Below are 17,091 nucleotides of genomic sequence, written 5' to 3' on the forward strand. Positions count from 1 at the left end.
ATGGAATTAACAGTAAAAGACATTCAAACATGGTTAGACAATTATTCAAAAGTTATTGAAGAAAAAAAAGACTATTTAAGTGAATTAGACACGCCGATTGGTGATGGGGATCACGGTAACAACATGGCTCGTGGTATGGCTGAATACAAAATTGCGTTTGACAAAAAAGTACCAACAACAATCACGGAGACATTTAAAGTCCTATCCATGGCTTTGATTTCAAAAGTTGGCGGAGCTTCTGGTCCTTTATATGGTACTGCGTTTATGAATATGACTAAAGCGACAAAAGATTTGGAAACCATCAGTTCGCCAGAGCAATTAAAAGAAATTGTTCAGCAAGGTCTAGCTGGGATTCAGATGCGTGGCAAAGCTGAACCAGGAGATAAAACGATGGTTGATGTCTGGGCACCTGTTGCTGAAGTAATTGGAACGGAACAATTTAATGAAGAAAAAATTGAACACTTTGCTGAAGCAACAAAAGATTGGGTGGCGAAAAAAGGACGTGCCTCTTATTTAGGGGAACGAGCAATTGGTCATATTGATCCAGGAGCAGCATCTAGTGCATTATTATTTGAAGAACTAGTCAAAGTAATCAATCAATAACAGTGAGAAAAAAGTTTAGCAAGTGCCTCTCTTGAAGCGCTTGCTAAACTTTTTTATAAATAATGGTTTCTTTTGTTCATCTATGGGATAATTTAAGTAACAAAAAATAACAAAGATAGACAAATGGGGGATTTAAAGATGAAAAAGCATGTGATTGTGGGATGTTTATTAATCGTTAGCTCAATGTTTGTAAGTGCTTGTGGAAATTCATCAGACGTGACCACAGAAAAAACCAGTGTCACAAAACAAGTCGAAGCTACGGGACAAAGCACATCCTCTTCCGTAGACCAAACCAAGTATGATGCCATTATTACAGAAGCTAAAAAGTTAACGGCAGAGGGGCAATATAAAGAATCAGAAGAAAAATTAGCTACGATCCCTGTTAGCGATTTAGGGAAACCTCACTATTCGATCGTTAAAGAAACGGTTGAGAAACTAAATAATCAAAATAATGAAGGCTTAAAAAGACAAGAAGAAGTCGCGGTTGAAAAGCAAACGAAGTCGAGTCCGGCACCAACGGAATCACTTAAACCAATTCCAGATGAATTTGCTAAATGGGCAACCACGTATCTTTTTTATTATCCACGAGGAGATCAAAAGCAAGCGGGGTTAATCATTGAAGCGAATGGAGCGGTCACGCAGACGAATACGAATGGCGAAATTTACACAGGAAAAGCCGAAATAAGTGGAGCTTCGGGCACTATTTTAAGTTATGATACGACTAGTTATCGCCCGACGACCCAACCAGCTACAAAATCGATTACTCCAAATGTTAAAATCACTGTTACTTGGAACAATGGCGGCGGTGTTGATGTTTATTATGGCTACGTTTCTTATTCACAACGTTTAGCTTTGACAGATGGTATCGCCGTGACAGACGGGGTCAAAGAAGTTTGGCTTTCATAAAAAGAGCTAGACATTCAAGCAAAAACTTGAATGTCTAGCTCTTTTGTTGATTGAATCGGGGGATTTAAATACTTAGTTTCGATAAGAACGAACGGTATTATTAATAGCAGAAATACTATATTTTAATTCATCTTCTAACGTTTGATCAATGTCTGTGTCTAAAGTTTCTGCAAACATGGCTTCATATTCAGCGATAGAAAGTTCTGTCCGATTATCCAGCAGTGCTAAATGAGTTTCTTTTTGTAAATGATTTTGATAACCAGCTACTAATTCACCAGTGAAAAATTCAGCGACAGCACCAGAACCATAACTGAATAACCCAATTTGATTGCCTGCGGTTAAAGTCGTTGCATTTTCTAAAAGGGAAATGAGTCCCAGATAAAGTGAACCCGTATACAAGTTTCCTACGCGACGACTATAGACGATGCTTTCTTCATAACGGGCTAAAATTCGTTCCTGTTCTGCTTCAGTTTGGTCGGAGATTTTTGCTAATAAGGCTTTTTTGCCCATTTTTGTGTAAGGAATATGGAACGCTAAAGCATCATAATCTGCAAAATCAAGACCGGTTCGTTTTTTATGTTCATCCCAGACTTGGGCAAAAGATTGGATGTAGGTTTCGTTTGACAAAGGACCATCGACCATAGGATATGGATGGCCTGTTGGACGCCAAAAGTCATAGATATCTTGCGTCAGCATCACATTATCCTCTTTTAAAGCCAAGATGCGCGGTTCACTAGCAACTAACATTGCAACCGCCCCAGCTCCTTGTGTAGGCTCACCGCCAGAATTTAAGCCATATTTTGCAATATCTGCCGCTACAACCAAGACTTTTTTATCTGGATGTAAGGCGACGTGATTCTTAGCTAACTGTAAGCCTGCTGTTGCTCCGTAACAAGCTTCCTTGATTTCGAAAGAGCGAGCGAAAGGTTGAATCCCCATTAAACGATGTAAGACAACTGCGGCCGCTTTTGACTCATCGATACTGGACTCAGTCCCGACAATCACCATATCAATGGCCTCTTTATCTTCTTTGGTCAAGATCGCTTCTGCGGCATTGGCTGCAAATGTCACAATATCTTGGCTGATTGGGTTCACCGCCATTTGGTCTTGCCCAATACCAATATGAAATTTTCCAGGGTCTACATTTCTGGCTTCAGCCAGTGCCGTCATATCAATATAATAAGGGGGCACAAAAAAACTAATTTTATCAATCCCAATTGTCATTTCTTTAACTCCTTTACGATAAATAGATTCATTATATAAAATAGCACGAAATGAATCAAAATGGGGAATTTTTGTACTAACTTCATAGATTATTAAAAAATATCTTATAAGTCTGTTAACATTCAGTAATTGGCACTTGTGATTCTGGGATTTTATGATATATTTCAAGATGGAGGTGCATTTAGTTGAAAACAGTAGTTATTATTGATGCATTACGAACACCAATTGGAAAATATAAAGGCAGCTTAAGTCAAGTAAGTGCCGTAGACTTAGGAACACATGTTACAACACAACTTTTAAAAAGACATTCCACTATTTCTGAAGAAATTGATCAAGTAATCTTTGGAAATGTTTTACAAGCTGGAAATGGCCAAAATCCCGCACGACAAATAGCAATAAACAGCGGTTTGTCTCATGAAGTTCCCGCAATGACAGTTAATGAGGTCTGCGGATCAGGCATGAAGGCCGTTATTTTGGCGAAACAATTGATTCAATTAGGGGAAGCGGAAGTTTTAATTGCTGGCGGGATTGAGAATATGTCCCAAGCACCTAAATTACAACGATTTAATTACGAAACAGAAAGCTATGATGCGCCTTTTTCTAGTATGATGTATGATGGGTTAACGGATGCCTTTAGTGATCAAGCAATGGGCTTAACTGCTGAAAATGTGGCCGAAAAGTATCATGTGACTAGAGAAGAGCAAGATCAATTTTCTGTACATTCACAATTAAAAGCAGCTCAAGCACAAGCAGAAGGGATATTCGCTGACGAAATAGCCCCATTAGAAGTATCAGGAACGCTTGTGGAGAAAGATGAAGGGATTCGCCCTAATTCGAGCGTTGAGAAGCTAGGAACGCTTAAAACAGTTTTTAAAGAAGACGGTACTGTAACAGCAGGGAATGCATCAACCATTAATGATGGGGCTTCTGCTTTGATTATTGCTTCACAAGAATATGCCGAAGCACACGGTCTTCCTTATTTAGCTATTATTCGAGACAGTGTGGAAGTCGGTATTGATCCAGCCTATATGGGAATTTCGCCGATTAAAGCCATTCAAAAACTGTTAGCGCGGAATCAACTTACTACGGAAGAAATTGATCTGTATGAAATCAACGAAGCATTTGCAGCAACTTCAATTGTGGTCCAAAGAGAACTGGCTTTACCAGAGGAAAAGGTCAACATTTATGGTGGCGGTATTTCGTTAGGTCATGCGATTGGTGCCACAGGTGCTCGTTTATTAACGAGTTTAAGTTATCAATTAAATCAAAAAGAAAAGAAATATGGAGTGGCTTCTTTATGTATCGGCGGTGGCTTAGGACTCGCTATGCTACTAGAGAGACCTCAGCAAAAAAAAAACAGCCGATTTTATCAAATGAGTCCTGAGGAACGCCTGGCTTCGCTTCTTAATGAAGGCCAGATTTCTGCTGATACAAAAAAAGAATTTGAAAATACGGCTTTATCTTCGCAGATTGCCAATCATATGATTGAAAATCAAATCAGTGAAACAGAAGTGCCGATGGGCATTGGCTTACATTTAAAAGTGGACGAAACTGATTATTTGGTACCAATGGCGACAGAAGAGCCCTCAGTGATTGCGGCTTTGAGTAATGGTGCAAAAATAGCACAAGGATTTAAAACAGTGAATCAACAACGTTTAATGCGTGGACAAATCGTTTTTTACGATGTTGCAGATCCCGAGTCATTGATTGATAAACTACAAGTAAGAGAAGCGGAAATTTTTCAACAAGCAGATTTAAGTTATCCATCTATCGTAAAACGGGGCGGCGGCTTAAGAGATTTGCAATATCGTGCTTTTGATGAATCATTTGTATCTGTCGACTTTTTAGTAGATGTTAAGGATGCAATGGGGGCAAATATCGTTAACGCTATGTTGGAAGGTGTGGCCGAGTTGTTCCGTGAATGGTTTGCGGAGCAAAAGATTCTATTCAGTATTTTAAGCAATTACGCCACGGAGTCGGTTGTTACGATGAAAACGGCTATTCCAGTTTCGCGTTTAAGTAAGGGGAGCAATGGCCGGGAAATTGCTGAAAAAATTGTTTTAGCTTCACGCTATGCTTCATTAGATCCTTATCGGGCAGTCACGCATAACAAAGGAATCATGAATGGCATTGAAGCTGTAGTTTTAGCTACAGGAAATGATACACGCGCTGTTAGCGCTTCTTGTCATGCTTTTGCGGTGAAGGAAGGTCGCTACCAAGGCTTGACTAGTTGGACGCTGGATGGCGAACAACTAATTGGTGAAATTTCAGTTCCGCTTGCTTTAGCCACGGTTGGCGGTGCCACAAAAGTCTTACCTAAATCTCAAGCAGCTGCTGATTTGTTAGCAGTGACGGATGCAAAAGAACTAAGTCGAGTAGTAGCGGCTGTTGGTTTGGCACAAAATTTAGCGGCGTTACGGGCCTTAGTCTCTGAAGGAATTCAAAAAGGACACATGGCTCTACAAGCACGTTCTTTAGCGATGACGGTCGGAGCTACTGGTAAAGAAGTTGAGGCAGTCGCTCAACAATTAAAACGTCAAAAAACGATGAACCAAGACCGAGCCTTGGCTATTTTAAATGATTTAAGAAAACAATAAAAAAACAGTTCAGCAGAAATTATTCTGCTGAACTATTTTTTTTCACATTAGGTAGACGTTTCAGGCCACGAATTGGTTTTACTTTTAAGACATCTAAGAAGAAAGTGAACACAGGGATTCCTACAATAAGTCCCCATACACCAAAGAGACGCTCACTAACTAATAAGATGACAAACGTATAAAAGATTGGTAACTCTGTTTTACTAGACATGAATTTAGGATTTAGCACGTAAGATTCAAATAAATGGACGATTGTAATTAAAGCTAAGATATAAATCACATCGTTCAAGCCACCTTGGGAATAAGCGATGAAACTTAGCGGAATGCAAGAAATAATCACACCAGCAACTGGGACTAAGCTCAAAATGAAGATCATAATGGCTAAACTAGGTAACTGAGTAAAGCCGATTATCGCCAAGGCCAAGGTAGTAATGACTGTATTCACCACAGCAATGAAAAACTGAGCTTCCATTACGACACCAAATGTGTTAACGAACTTGTTGGCGAAATAATAGATATCCTGAAAAAACCAATCAAAATCACTTTTTAAAAATAACTTAGAAAAATCAGCCATTTGCTTCTTCTCAATCATAAAGAAGAAACTTAAAATAAAGGACATGACAAATGATAAACCGACAGCGCCAATATCTTGAATGTAGCGTAAAATCATTGAAGCGCCATTCTGGAGTTGAGAGAGTAAGTTAGATTTTTCCAAGTATTGATCAATAAATTGCAATACTTGATTTGTATCTGTATGTGGACTTTGATAAAAATCAACTACAGAATTAATCATTTGAGTCGTTTGGTTAACTAGAACGGGAACATATTTAGTAATCGCTAAATAGATTAGAAAAACAACCAATGCATAGGTTAAGAGAACGATGACAATCGTCGGGATTTTCATATAGCGTTGAACAAAATGGACCAAACGAACAGCTAAATAGGTAAAGATAAATGTTAAAAGAATTGTTGTAATCATGCTTCTGGATAAATAAAGCACAAAAATAATCAAAGCAAGGACGCAAAAACGTCGCAAACGTTCATTTTGAATAAATTTTTGATACAAACTCATAGGGGAAACTCCTTCTTTACTGAATAATCAATCCTGTTAAGAATAACATAACCATACCGATGGCAGCTAGGCCGCAAACAATAATATGGCGACGTTTGTACATCACTACAATGGCGATGAACTCTCGAATAAACGCGTTAGGTAAAAAATAAAAAGCGGTTTTTGCACCAATGCCATCAGCTTTTAAGCCAGCCATTCGAGCGAAAAGACCCGCTCGGAAAAGGTGATAATTGTTTGTAGTAAAAATGGCTTGGAAATTAGCATTTCCAAAATCCTCAATCATTGTTTCTTTGGAAAAACGCATATTTTCTAGTGTGTTTTTTGAATGAGCTTCTACTAAAATATCATCATCAGGAATACCTTGTGTCAAAGCATACATTTTCATCGCGACACTTTCAGGAAGTAATTCATCAGGGCCTTGGCCACCAGACATGACGATTTTTGGTGGATTTAACGTTGCGCGATTTTGAGCCTTGTAAAATTGAATGGCTTTGTTGATACGGGCTTGCAATAACGGCGGCACAATCTCACCATTGATTAACCCCGAACCTAACACAACAATATAATCCTGTGTATATTTTGGCTGATTAAATTGATACAACGTAGAAACAGTTAAAAAATTATAAAAAACAAACGCGAAATAAGTCAAAATAAATGGCGCAATAGTTAAGGGTAAGGAGAGCCACGTTGGTAACAACGATTGAAAAAAGAAATTATAGATTAATAGTAATGTTAAGCCAATTGCCAGCAACAACGTCAACAAGTTCCCTAGAGACCGACCTTCTTTTCTCATAACAACGACCGCATTCCAATAAAGGAAAATAATTAAGGCATAGAGTCCTAAAGCCAAAGCGATAAAAATTGCCAGCAGGGCAATAATTGCTAAGGTGATTAGAAAGTAGTTGTTTGTACGAATCGCAGTAATCCCTAAATAAGTCGCTAGAACCACAAGAAAAATATTAAATAATGTTCCATTCAGTAAACGCCTTTTTTCTTTGAAGTAGAAGAGCGCAAACAAGCCAAAAAAAGCAATGGGAATTAAAAAGAAGGCTGTGCCACGAATGATTTCTAAATATAAAACATATGAGAAGAACATAAAGACGGTCCAGCCAAACATCCACGGCAACCAATCGTGTTCTTTTTTCTTTTTCCGCCACGAGGGAATGAAAAAGAGACCCAATAAATAAACACCTAAAAAGGTTAAATCACCATAAAATTGCATAAATAAACTCCTTTAAAACATTTTTCCTCTTCAGTATAACGAAAACTCTTCAAAAAAAATAGAGGAAGCACTTAGTTTCAGAAAGTTTTCTTGTTCTTTTTTTTTATAAAAAAAACCTGACGATTAACGTCAGGTTTTTGAGTCAGTATTGTTTAATTAAGCTTTAGTAACGTTAGTTGCTTGAGGGCCACGTTGACCTTCTTCGATTTCGAAAGTTACTGCTTGACCTTCTTCTAAAGTTTTGAAGCCGTCACCTTGGATAGCTGAGAAATGTACGAATACATCGTTTCCGTTTTCTGCAGTGATGAAGCCAAAGCCTTTGTCTGAGTTAAACCATTTTACTGTACCTGTTTCCATAATAAATATCCTCCTAGATGTGTGTTATAACACATTCATATTTTGCAATTACTTGAAAGGTGAAAAATGTGGAAGATGTTTATTTGAAACAGCTACCCATATTACCGAACAAAAACTACATCTATTACTATAGCATACTAACTGGTTTTTGTATAGCGATAACCTTATTTTCTTTTTTATCGGATGTTTTTTAAAAACTAGAAAGTGAAGATAAGGCTGTTATAGTGCTGTTTCAATAAGTCTCAGAAAAAAAGCCCATTGTAAGGCGCTTTCTTACAATGGGCTTTTTGCCTGTTTTTAATAACGGAGGATAGCCGCTAAAGATTTTTCATCTGGTGCAGCTTTTTGGTCTAAAACAAAAACTTGACCGCCGTTTTGAATGACTTGGTAAGCAATGGTGTTTAAAAGTTTGCGACGATCATACTCTTCAGATGACATTTCATTGTTTTCAGTAACAAAGAGTGACGTTGCAATAAAAAGATGGGAAATTTTGCCGTCAGCTGCCGCTGGCGAAATATCTGTAAATTGATCTAAGAATTTACGATCTAGTAATTTGTTATAAGAAGCTGTTTCTTTTTCTGTTAACTCAGCAGCTATTTTTTCACTAGCGCTGCGGATATCTTGAATGGTTGCTTGTGCAGGTGAAGCAGCAACTGAAATTGAGCAATCATAATAAGGGTTTTTAGCAATCTTTTTAAAGAGTGTTTGGTTTTCTGGTAAAGCATAAAGATAAAGCGGTAATTTTTCAGGATTATCCAGTTGATCTTTTAAGAAAGTATCGACTGCTTGATAGTAGTTCACCCAATCAATTTCAACTTCTTTATCTTTAGTATTGATGCTATGATAAGCGACACCTTCTTTAGAACCGTTAGAACTACCTTGAGTTGAAAAGTTTAAATTACCCCCCGTTAATTCATCACCTAAAGCTGTGACCACGTCTGTTGGTGCATCTTTAGGCAATTCAACAGGAGTCACAGTCGTATGATCGACCTTGTAAAGTTTCATTGAATCGCGATTTAGAGCAAGTAGGTAATAATGGTAGTTAAATTGTTTGTCTTTGACTAGTCCAAGTAAATAAGGAATCGTGTCCACGTAATATTGATCGTCAACGGGCACATCTAATCGTTGAACAAAGGTGTTCTCTGGAGATAAGATGATTGAAACACTTGCTGTGCCGTTGCGCCAGAAGGAAGCATCAGCTAGAAGTGCGTCAATTTTTTCTTGAAAAACAGCCCATTTTTCCTCAGGAAATTTTTTTTCAAAGCGTGTTTTTGCCGCTTTTGCAAAATTTTTCAAAACAAGCGAATCTTTTTCTACGTTTTGATGAGCGACATGGGTGTTAAACAAGAAAGTAACAAACGGTCCATGAACTTCTTCAGAAAATAATGTTGATAAGCTATCTTTTTTTTGATTTGCCATAATAAAATCCCCCTTCTAAAAGTAAGTGTAGCACAGGAAATCGAATGTTTAAAACAATATGTTCAATAAAAGAAAACGCTTTAAAGAATCTAAATAAAGGACTGTTAATGGTGTTCTAATAAAAGTTTTATAAAAAATATAGCTGAAACTCATGATAAAAAAGGCACAAACTACTATACTTACGTTATGCCAATTATCCCGAATTGGTTTTTTCATACTTACTCCTACCAAGAGTAAATAACAACCTTCATTTCCACCACAGACGACGGTCGTGGTGGTTTTTTTTGTTTAGGTTCTAGTTTTTGCTATCAATTGACTAGGAGAAGTGAACGTTCTTTAAGAATTTGTCATTTCAAATTTACGGAACCGCAAGAAACGATTTGCTTCTTCCTCTAACTGAGTAATTTCTTCTTCTGTTAACTCTTCCGTAGTAATGTGAATATGTAACTCTTTTTGTGTGCTTGTCATAGGTGCCTGATGATTGATCTCTGTTTGTTGGGTGCGGCCCATTAAATAGTCCAAGGAGACAGAAAAATAGTCTGCTATTTTTAAAAGATTCTCTACTTTAGGCGAAGAGGTATCCCAACGACGAATTTGTCCATTGGAAATGCCGACGTTTCTTTCTAATTGGGCGAGGGTTAATTGCTTTGACTGAGCTAGTTGTTTAATGCGAGAAATTAAGGTCATTTCAAGTCCTCCTTGTGTTTTCCGTTTGCTAATTTTAAATTAGCGTAAAAGCGAATGGTTGTCAATTGCGAGCGTGTAATAAGAAGGTGAACATCTCATGAGTGATTTTTTAGAAAATTTCCGATGAAAAAAAGAAGAAATAGAGTTATTATTAGTAAGTAAACTGTTTTGGAGCGAGAGGGGATGAATCAATGGAGAAAATTAAAAGTTACCAAGAGGATTCTGAAGTGCAGAAAAATCGTTGGTGGATCTTAGTTTCTGTGGCTATGTTTACCTTCATGTCTACATTAGATTCCAGCATTGTAAATATTGCTTTACCGACTATTTCAAAAGAAATGTCCGTACCCATGAATCAAGCGGAATGGGTCGTATCTATTTATTTAATGGTTGTCTGTGCTTGTTTATTATTATTTGGAAAAATTGGCGACAGTTTTGGAAAAATAAAAGTTTATCGAATTGGCACGGTTATTTTTACGATTGGTTCGTTACTTTGTGGCTTTAATCAATCGCTGAGCTTTCTATTATTTGCGCGAGTCGTTCAAAGTATTGGTGCTAGCATGACCATGGCGACCAATTCAGGAATTATTACGGAAGTATTCCCTTTAAATGAAAGAGGGCGGGCGCTTGGTGCAGTAGGTGCCTTTGTCTCTTTAGGCGCGATTGCTGGTCCTGGGATTGGTGGATTGATCTTATCAAACTTTTCTTGGTCGTATATTTTTTGGATTAATGTTCCCGTGGGGCTAGTTACAATTTTAATTGGTGAAAAGTTTCTACCAAAAGATATTACAAAAACAAAAGAAAAAATCGATTTTTCAGGATTTGCTTGTATTGCCATTGCGATTATGACGTTCTTCGGCGGGATTTTCCTCGGACAAGAGAGCGGGTTTGGCTCGTTACAATCCTATTTATTGTTCATTATTGCAGTAATCGCACTAGGATTATTTATAATGGTTGAACGAAAAAGAAAAAGCCCACTTATTAAGTTCGCAATTTTTAAAAACAAAATTTTTACTTTAAGTTTATTGTCCGCCGTTTTAATTTTTGCCTCAAACTTTTTTGTAAATGTTGTCATTCCATTTTATTTGCAGGATGCACGCAAACTAAGTGCTAGTTATGCTGGTCTATTAATGATGGTATTTCCGTTATTAATGGTGGTTGGGGCTCCTCTGAGTGGCTATTTGACGGATAAAATTGGCCCAGGTATTTTAACATTTGGCGGATTGTTGCTTTTGTGCTGTACGTCGTTAATGTATATGTTTTTAGATATGAATTCGCCCATCTGGTATTATGTGATTGCAACGGCCATTATGGGCTTGGGAAATGCACTTTTCCAGTCTCCAAACAATACAATGGTTATGAGCAGTGTTGAAAAGCAAGATTTAGGTGTAGCAGGAAGTATGAATTCTTTTGCTAGAAACTTAGGGATGGTCATTGGGATTGCGTTGTCAACGACCATTTTATATCGTGGTATGAGCGAAGCCTATGGTGAACGAGTAACCACGTATCTGGCTAATCGCCCAGATATATTTATTGTGGGAATGCGTGAAACCTTTTTTGTCGCCTTTCTATTATGTGTGGCGGCCTTTATATTAACGATTTTACGTTTTCGGAAAACAACCAAATAAGTAAAAAGAAGCAGACGAGAAAGATTCATGATTTTTCTCGTCTGTTTCTTTACTAGCTAAGAAAATAAGCAAATGCGATTGTATATTTCTAATTCTCTGTTACAATAAAGAAAGTAAACTGTACTAAACTGTACTAAACTGTACTACTTTTAAGAATGAATTTGACGATTAATTATCATAAGAGTGTGTAGAAAATACCGTAGGAGGAATACAAATGGAACTGATAGGACATGGACATTCATGTATTGAAATTCGTCTAAACGACGGCACGAACCTTTTATTTGATCCTTTTATTAATGGCAACCCTTTAGCGGACGTTTCACTTGAAGATTTACACCCTGATTACATCTTAATCACCCACGGACACAGCGATCATATTGGCGATATGCTAGCAATTGCTCAAGCAAACAAGGCAACGATTATTGCGATAGCTGAAGTGGCCACGTATGCGCAGTCGCAAGGGGTAAAAGCGCATGGAATGAATCTAGGTGGGCGTTATGTCTTTCCTTTTGGTTCGGTTAAATTTGTGCCAGCTTTGCATAGTTCCGGTTATGAAATAGACGGCGTAATGACCTACATGGGCGAAGCAAGCGGGATTATTTTAGAAGCAGAAGATAAAAAAATTTATCACGCTGGTGATACGGCGTTGTTTTCAGATATGCGCCTTTTTGCAAAAGACAAATCCATTGATGTAGCGTTCTTACCAATTGGCGATAATTATACGATGGGACCAGAGGATGCGCTAGAAGCAGTCTCTTACTTAAATCCCAAAATAACCATTCCAATTCATTACAATACCTTTCCTGTTATCCAACAAAATCCAGCAATATTCGTAGAGCAAGTAGTTGGCGGGAAAGTATTAAACCCAGGAGAGACGATCCTAGTTTAGGAGGAAATTATGGCGACGAAACATGATCAAATTTTAAAACATATTGAAGAATTACCGATTGGCGATCGAATCTCTGTTCGAAGCATTGCCAAAAGTTTAAGTGTTAGTGAAGGAACAGCGTATCGGGCCATCAAAGATGCAGAAAATATTGGGCTTGTTTCCACCATTCAACGTGTTGGTACGATACGAATTGAGCGTAAGTTAAAAAAACATATTGAAAAATTAACATTTGGTGAAGTGGTCCGGATTATTGAAGGGGATGTGTTAGGCGGTAGCTCTGGTCTAGACAAAGTCCTTAATAAATTTGTAATTGGTGCGATGACAGAAACCGCAATGACGCGATATATTACTCCAGGTTCCTTAATGATTGTTGGTAACCGCCAAGGCGTGCAAAAGCTTGCTTTAGAAAATGGGGCAGCCGTTTTAATTACAGGTGGATTTGAAACATCTGAAGAGATTGCGCAGTTAGCAGATCGTCTGGGTATGCCTGTCTTGAGAACCACATATGATACATTTACTGTGGCTACTATGATTAACCGTGCTTTAAGTGATCAGCTGATTAAAAAAGACATTTTACTCGTCAGTGATATTTATACAGCGCTTGAAAAAACCAATTATTTGTTGACAACTCAAACGATTGCAGATTATCAGGCATTATCTGAAAGTACCCATCATTCTCGTTTCCCAGTAGTAAATAAGAAATTACGTTTAGTGGGGATTGTCACAGCCAAAGATGTCATTGGTAAAAGTGAACATTTAACCGTGGATAAAGTCATGACAAAGGATCCCAATGTTGTGAAAAAGATGATGAGTGTAGCGAGTGTCAGTCATCAAATGATTTGGGATGGTCTAGAAGTCATGCCGGTGGTGGAAGATGATTTAGCGCTTGTTGGAATTGTTTCTCGCCAAGATGTGATGAAAGCCATGCAATTGGTGCAACGACAACCACAAATTGCAGATACAATTTCAGATCAAATTTCCGGGGAAGTGATGCCTGTTGAAGAAAATGGCAAAGAAACAACCCGTTTTCGTTTTTCGGTTGCGCCCCAAATGGTTAACAGTGTTGGTACCATCTCGTTCGGTGTCCTAAGTGAAATTATTTCTAACGTGACACAACGAACAATGTTGATGAATCAAAAAAGAAATGTATTAATTGAACAAGTGAATCTACATTATTTGCGGCTAATCCAGTTGGAAAGTGAATTGGACATTCGTCCACGTATTTTAGAAATTGGTCGTCGCTCTGCAAAATTAGATATCGAAGTTTATTTAGAAAATGTCATTGTGGCAAAAGCAATTGTTGTTTGCCAAGTGATGGAGAGAACGTAGGAGGCTACAAAGAATGGACGTAGTAAAAGAAATTATGGCAGCAATTAAACAATATGAAACAATTATTATTCATAGACATCAAAGGCCCGACCCAGATGCAATTGGCTCACAGGTTGGGTTAGCAGAACTCTTAAGAGCGAGCTTTCCTGAAAAAAATATTTATCAAGTAGGCGGACCAGTGGAAGGCTTAGAGTTTTTAGCTGAAATGGACGTTATTACTGACGATGTCTATCGAGGTGCATTAGTCATTGTAACAGATACTGCAAATGCTCCACGAATTAGTGATGCGCGTTTTTCTTTAGGCGATCAATTAATTAAAATCGATCATCATCCGAATGATGAACCTTATGGAGATTTAGTTTGGGTGAATACAAATGCAAGTAGTTGTAGTGAAATTATTGTTGATTTTTGGCAACAGCATTTAGCAGAATTAACGATGACAGATAATGCAGCTCGTTTATTGTATGCTGGGATTGTGGGGGATACAGGACGTTTTCTTTATCCTTCCACTTCGGCGCATACACTCGCTGTCGCTGCGCAATTGCGTACGTTTAACTTTAATGCCGCAGACTTAAATCGTGAGTTAGACCAAATGCCTTTAAAGGTTGCTAAATTAGCGGGTTATATTTATCAAAATTTAGAAATCGACGCAAATGGCGCTGCTCGTGTCGTTTTACCACAAAGTATTTTAAACAGTTATGATATTGTCGATTCTGAAACGGCAGCCATTGTTTCAATGCCAGGAAAAATTGAAGATGTTCTCTCATGGGCAATCTTTGTTGAACAGCCGGAAGGTTATTATCGCGTTCGGTTACGTTCCAAAGGACCAATCATTAATACAATTGCTAAAAAACATCATGGCGGCGGCCATCCTTTGGCAAGTGGCGCTAATGCCCGTGATGTGGCTGAAATTGAAGTGATTTACCAAGAAATCCAAGCAGCTTGCCAAGAGTGGGCTCAAAAATAAATAAGTAATTAGAAAGTAGTTATCGGACGTTGATAAATCATTAGGACTACTTTTCATTCACTAGAAAATAAGGTAAAATGAAAAAGAATTATTTTTTACAAAGGAGAACGTTAATGACAGAGCAATTACCAAACTGCCCTGAATGTGGGTCGGCATATGCCTATGAAGATCGCGGATTATTTATTTGTCCAGAATGCGGTCATGAATGGTCACCAACAGAAGAAGTTGCAGAAGAAGGCTTAGTAGTCAAGGACTCAAATGGCAATCTTTTAGCGGATGGTGACAGTGTTACTGTAATCAAAGATTTGAAAGTTAAAGGTGCCAGTGGCGCAATTAAACAAGGCACAAAAGTGAAAAACATTCGTTTAGTGGAAGGTGATCATAACATCGATTGTAAGGTAGATGGCTTTGGTCCAATGAAGTTAAAATCAGAGTTTGTTAAGAAAAATTAAATTTCATTTGAATGATGAGACAGTAAGAGTCTAGGACACAACCATCGTCCTAGACTCTTACTAATGTTTATCGGTCTTGTATTTTATCATTGTACGAAGGCCGTGCCAAGCGTTGTAAAGTGTGAGGATTAACCCGATACCTAAAGGAATCCATAACCATTGCGGAGAATAAGCGGCATCTTTTAACGTTTCAGGGTTGATGGTCCATGATTCTTGCAATACTTGGAAACTAAAAACCATGAGAAATGTTGAAATAAGTAACAAAATAAACCGTAAATAATGAATCGTTGTTTGACGGTGAATCAGTGCAAAGAGTAAGTAGAGCACAAGTAAAAATAGCGGCACTCCAAACGCAAAATATGGCTGTAACATGAGAACGTCCTCCTTTTTCTTAATGATACTGCAAAGGAGAGGATTTGCAAAATAAAATTTATTGTTGGTACATTTTTTTAGAAACAAGTATAGTGTTATTGAGGCATTCATACTTGAAATTGTTTATCTTGGAGGAATTTTTATGGCAGTATATAGCGAACCAATTAAATGGGCAATCATTATTTTCCCATTTCTAGCATTTTTTATTTCTGGGGCATTATTAATCTATGAATACCGCAAATATGGTTCCTTTGTTTGGACACGAGCAATGATTTTGTATTCATTTGTTTTTTATTTATTATGTGCCTATTTCTTGGTAATTTTACCGTTGCCTTCTCGGGCAGAAGTGGCTCAATACACAGGACCAACAATGGAACTGCGGCCTTTTCATTTTATTTCAGGGATTTTAAACGAAACTGTTTTTTCGCTCAAAGATCCTAGTACGTATTTGCCAGCATTAAAACAGCATGCCGTTTTAGAACCACTGTTTAATGTTTTATTAGTTTTACCTTTTGGTGTGTATTTACGGTATTATTTCAAATGTTCATTTTTAAAAACAGTTCTTGCGAGTTTTTTATTGTCATTATTTTTTGAATTAACACAGTTATCTGGCCTTTATTTTATTTATCCACGTTCGTATCGCCTGGCGGATGTCAATGATTTAATTAATAATACCGTCGGAGGCATGGTCGGTTATTGGTTGACGCCACTCTTTACCTTTTTATTGCCAACAAGAGAAGAAATTGATGCCACCTCTTATGAAAAAGGGCAGACAGTTAGCCTGTTAAGACGTTTCTTTGCATGGGGGATTGATTGGTTGGTGATTGGCTTTGTGCAAGGCCTGCTCGTTTTTGGACTAAATTTCATTCCAGCTTATAAAAATTGGGCAACCAATTATCCGATTTTTTCAGACCGGATGTGGTTCTTTATCATGGTTTTTGCGGTCTTTATCATCATGATGAAACTGACAAATGGTCAAACGTTAGGTAAAAAAGTTGTTCGCATTCGGGTGGTTGAAACAGGACATGAAAAAATTCGTTTAAAAGCCTTGTTTGTTCGCTATGGTTATTTGTATTTTGTGTATGGTTTAATTAGTATTTATCTAGCTAATGCCACTGATTTATTGAATTCTTCTAATCGGATGTTGCAAATGGTGTCACTGCTTCTGTATTTGTTCTGTTTAATTTTATATTTACTATTTTTGATCAACGTTTTGTTAACCTTGATTCGTAAAAAACGGCGTTTGTTTTATGAAAAAGCCAGCCACACTTATACAGTCAGTACATTAGAAGTTGCGAAAACAAAGGAATCAGCAGGTGAGTAAAAGTTGTTTTTGTGTTATAATGCCAAAGTGCATAAAGAATTTAACG

At 37.6% G+C, this 17,091-nt stretch carries 16 protein-coding genes; 9 read left to right on the plus strand and 7 right to left on the minus strand.

Annotation, left to right across the window (positions count from 1 at the left end; genetic code table 11):
• Positions 1-603, plus strand: a complete 603-nt coding sequence (gene dhaL / locus AB1I62_RS06715; protein WP_104859563.1) for a dihydroxyacetone kinase subunit DhaL — start codon at positions 1-3, stop codon at positions 601-603.
• 123 nt (positions 604-726) lie between these two features.
• On the plus strand, positions 727-1,509 hold the full coding sequence (locus AB1I62_RS06720) for a hypothetical protein (RefSeq protein ID WP_002394413.1): 783 nt from the start codon (positions 727-729) through the stop codon (positions 1,507-1,509).
• A 72-nt stretch (positions 1,510-1,581) separates the two neighbouring features.
• Here the strand turns inward: AB1I62_RS06720 and AB1I62_RS06725 are convergent, their stop codons facing one another.
• Positions 1,582-2,733 (minus strand): hydroxymethylglutaryl-CoA synthase, encoded by a 1,152-nt coding sequence (locus AB1I62_RS06725; RefSeq protein ID WP_002361740.1) that lies wholly within the window; start codon positions 2,731-2,733, stop codon positions 1,582-1,584.
• A gap of 185 nt (positions 2,734-2,918) precedes the next feature.
• Between AB1I62_RS06725 and AB1I62_RS06730 the strand changes: the two genes are divergently transcribed.
• The gene (locus AB1I62_RS06730) at positions 2,919-5,330 is read left to right on the plus strand and encodes a hydroxymethylglutaryl-CoA reductase, degradative (protein WP_104874916.1); all 2,412 of its coding nucleotides are present in this window, start codon (positions 2,919-2,921) and stop codon (positions 5,328-5,330) included.
• 19 nt (positions 5,331-5,349) lie between these two features.
• Here AB1I62_RS06730 and AB1I62_RS06735 read toward each other — a convergent pair whose 3' ends face one another.
• The 5 genes from AB1I62_RS06735 to AB1I62_RS06755 form a co-directional block, all read right to left on the minus strand.
• Positions 5,350-6,402, minus strand: coding sequence for an AI-2E family transporter (locus AB1I62_RS06735; RefSeq protein WP_002357754.1), 1,053 nt, complete (start codon positions 6,400-6,402; stop codon positions 5,350-5,352).
• A 16-nt stretch (positions 6,403-6,418) separates the two neighbouring features.
• Positions 6,419-7,624, minus strand: coding sequence for a YdcF family protein (locus AB1I62_RS06740; RefSeq protein ID WP_002382277.1), 1,206 nt, complete (start codon positions 7,622-7,624; stop codon positions 6,419-6,421).
• A gap of 156 nt (positions 7,625-7,780) precedes the next feature.
• Positions 7,781-7,981 (minus strand): cold-shock protein, encoded by a 201-nt coding sequence (locus AB1I62_RS06745; RefSeq protein ID WP_002357750.1) that lies wholly within the window; start codon positions 7,979-7,981, stop codon positions 7,781-7,783.
• 297 nt (positions 7,982-8,278) lie between these two features.
• On the minus strand, positions 8,279-9,400 hold the full coding sequence (locus AB1I62_RS06750; protein ID WP_002357749.1) for a hypothetical protein: 1,122 nt from the start codon (positions 9,398-9,400) through the stop codon (positions 8,279-8,281).
• Between the two features lie 336 nt (positions 9,401-9,736).
• The gene (locus tag AB1I62_RS06755; RefSeq protein WP_002357747.1) at positions 9,737-10,087 is read right to left on the minus strand and encodes a helix-turn-helix transcriptional regulator; all 351 of its coding nucleotides are present in this window, start codon (positions 10,085-10,087) and stop codon (positions 9,737-9,739) included.
• 191 nt (positions 10,088-10,278) lie between these two features.
• On the opposite strand from AB1I62_RS06755, the gene AB1I62_RS06760 reads away from it, so the two are divergent.
• The 5 genes from AB1I62_RS06760 to AB1I62_RS06780 all read left to right on the plus strand — a co-directional run bounded on the left by AB1I62_RS06760 (position 10,279) and on the right by AB1I62_RS06780 (position 15,349).
• Positions 10,279-11,712 carry an MFS transporter gene (locus tag AB1I62_RS06760; protein WP_002357746.1) on the plus strand — a complete coding sequence of 478 codons (1,434 nt, stop codon included), beginning with the start codon at positions 10,279-10,281 and terminating at the stop codon, positions 11,710-11,712.
• A gap of 214 nt (positions 11,713-11,926) precedes the next feature.
• Entirely contained in the window at positions 11,927-12,601 is a 675-nt protein-coding gene (locus AB1I62_RS06765; protein ID WP_002377640.1) for a metal-dependent hydrolase, read from the plus strand.
• A 9-nt stretch (positions 12,602-12,610) separates the two neighbouring features.
• Positions 12,611-13,930 (plus strand): DRTGG domain-containing protein, encoded by a 1,320-nt coding sequence (locus tag AB1I62_RS06770; RefSeq protein ID WP_002357743.1) that lies wholly within the window; start codon positions 12,611-12,613, stop codon positions 13,928-13,930.
• A 13-nt stretch (positions 13,931-13,943) separates the two neighbouring features.
• Entirely contained in the window at positions 13,944-14,897 is a 954-nt protein-coding gene (locus AB1I62_RS06775) for a bifunctional oligoribonuclease/PAP phosphatase NrnA (protein WP_104859325.1), read from the plus strand.
• Between the two features lie 113 nt (positions 14,898-15,010).
• Positions 15,011-15,349, plus strand: coding sequence for a zinc ribbon domain-containing protein YjdM (locus tag AB1I62_RS06780; protein WP_002357741.1), 339 nt, complete (start codon positions 15,011-15,013; stop codon positions 15,347-15,349).
• A gap of 60 nt (positions 15,350-15,409) precedes the next feature.
• Here AB1I62_RS06780 and AB1I62_RS06785 read toward each other — a convergent pair whose 3' ends face one another.
• On the minus strand, positions 15,410-15,721 hold the full coding sequence (locus AB1I62_RS06785) for a hypothetical protein (protein ID WP_002357740.1): 312 nt from the start codon (positions 15,719-15,721) through the stop codon (positions 15,410-15,412).
• A gap of 142 nt (positions 15,722-15,863) precedes the next feature.
• Between AB1I62_RS06785 and AB1I62_RS06790 the strand changes: the two genes are divergently transcribed.
• Positions 15,864-17,045, plus strand: coding sequence for a VanZ family protein (locus tag AB1I62_RS06790; RefSeq protein WP_010712400.1), 1,182 nt, complete (start codon positions 15,864-15,866; stop codon positions 17,043-17,045).
• Positions 17,046-17,091: the final 46 nt, after the last annotated feature.

It is taken from the genome of Enterococcus sp. AN402 (assembly GCF_040719405.1).
Taxonomy (GTDB): domain Bacteria; phylum Bacillota; class Bacilli; order Lactobacillales; family Enterococcaceae; genus Enterococcus; species Enterococcus faecalis.

Excerpts from the sequence above, each read along its gene's own strand:
- AB1I62_RS06770 (WP_002357743.1), top strand. The coding sequence starts at position 12,611 with ATGGCGACGAAACATGATCAAATTTTAAAACATATTGAAGAATTACCG.
- dhaL (WP_104859563.1), top strand. The coding sequence starts at position 1 with ATGGAATTAACAGTAAAAGACATTCAAACATGGTTAGACAATTATTCA.
- AB1I62_RS06755 (WP_002357747.1), bottom strand. The coding sequence starts at position 10,087 with ATGACCTTAATTTCTCGCATTAAACAACTAGCTCAGTCAAAGCAATTA.
- AB1I62_RS06760 (WP_002357746.1), top strand. The coding sequence starts at position 10,279 with ATGGAGAAAATTAAAAGTTACCAAGAGGATTCTGAAGTGCAGAAAAAT.
- AB1I62_RS06785 (WP_002357740.1), bottom strand. The coding sequence starts at position 15,721 with ATGTTACAGCCATATTTTGCGTTTGGAGTGCCGCTATTTTTACTTGTG.
- AB1I62_RS06740 (WP_002382277.1), bottom strand. The coding sequence starts at position 7,624 with ATGCAATTTTATGGTGATTTAACCTTTTTAGGTGTTTATTTATTGGGT.
- AB1I62_RS06720 (WP_002394413.1), top strand. The coding sequence starts at position 727 with ATGGGGGATTTAAAGATGAAAAAGCATGTGATTGTGGGATGTTTATTA.
- AB1I62_RS06780 (WP_002357741.1), top strand. The coding sequence starts at position 15,011 with ATGACAGAGCAATTACCAAACTGCCCTGAATGTGGGTCGGCATATGCC.
- AB1I62_RS06725 (WP_002361740.1), bottom strand. The coding sequence starts at position 2,733 with ATGACAATTGGGATTGATAAAATTAGTTTTTTTGTGCCCCCTTATTAT.
- AB1I62_RS06745 (WP_002357750.1), bottom strand. The coding sequence starts at position 7,981 with ATGGAAACAGGTACAGTAAAATGGTTTAACTCAGACAAAGGCTTTGGC.
- AB1I62_RS06775 (WP_104859325.1), top strand. The coding sequence starts at position 13,944 with ATGGACGTAGTAAAAGAAATTATGGCAGCAATTAAACAATATGAAACA.
- AB1I62_RS06790 (WP_010712400.1), top strand. The coding sequence starts at position 15,864 with ATGGCAGTATATAGCGAACCAATTAAATGGGCAATCATTATTTTCCCA.
- AB1I62_RS06765 (WP_002377640.1), top strand. The coding sequence starts at position 11,927 with ATGGAACTGATAGGACATGGACATTCATGTATTGAAATTCGTCTAAAC.
- AB1I62_RS06735 (WP_002357754.1), bottom strand. The coding sequence starts at position 6,402 with ATGAGTTTGTATCAAAAATTTATTCAAAATGAACGTTTGCGACGTTTT.
- AB1I62_RS06750 (WP_002357749.1), bottom strand. The coding sequence starts at position 9,400 with ATGGCAAATCAAAAAAAAGATAGCTTATCAACATTATTTTCTGAAGAA.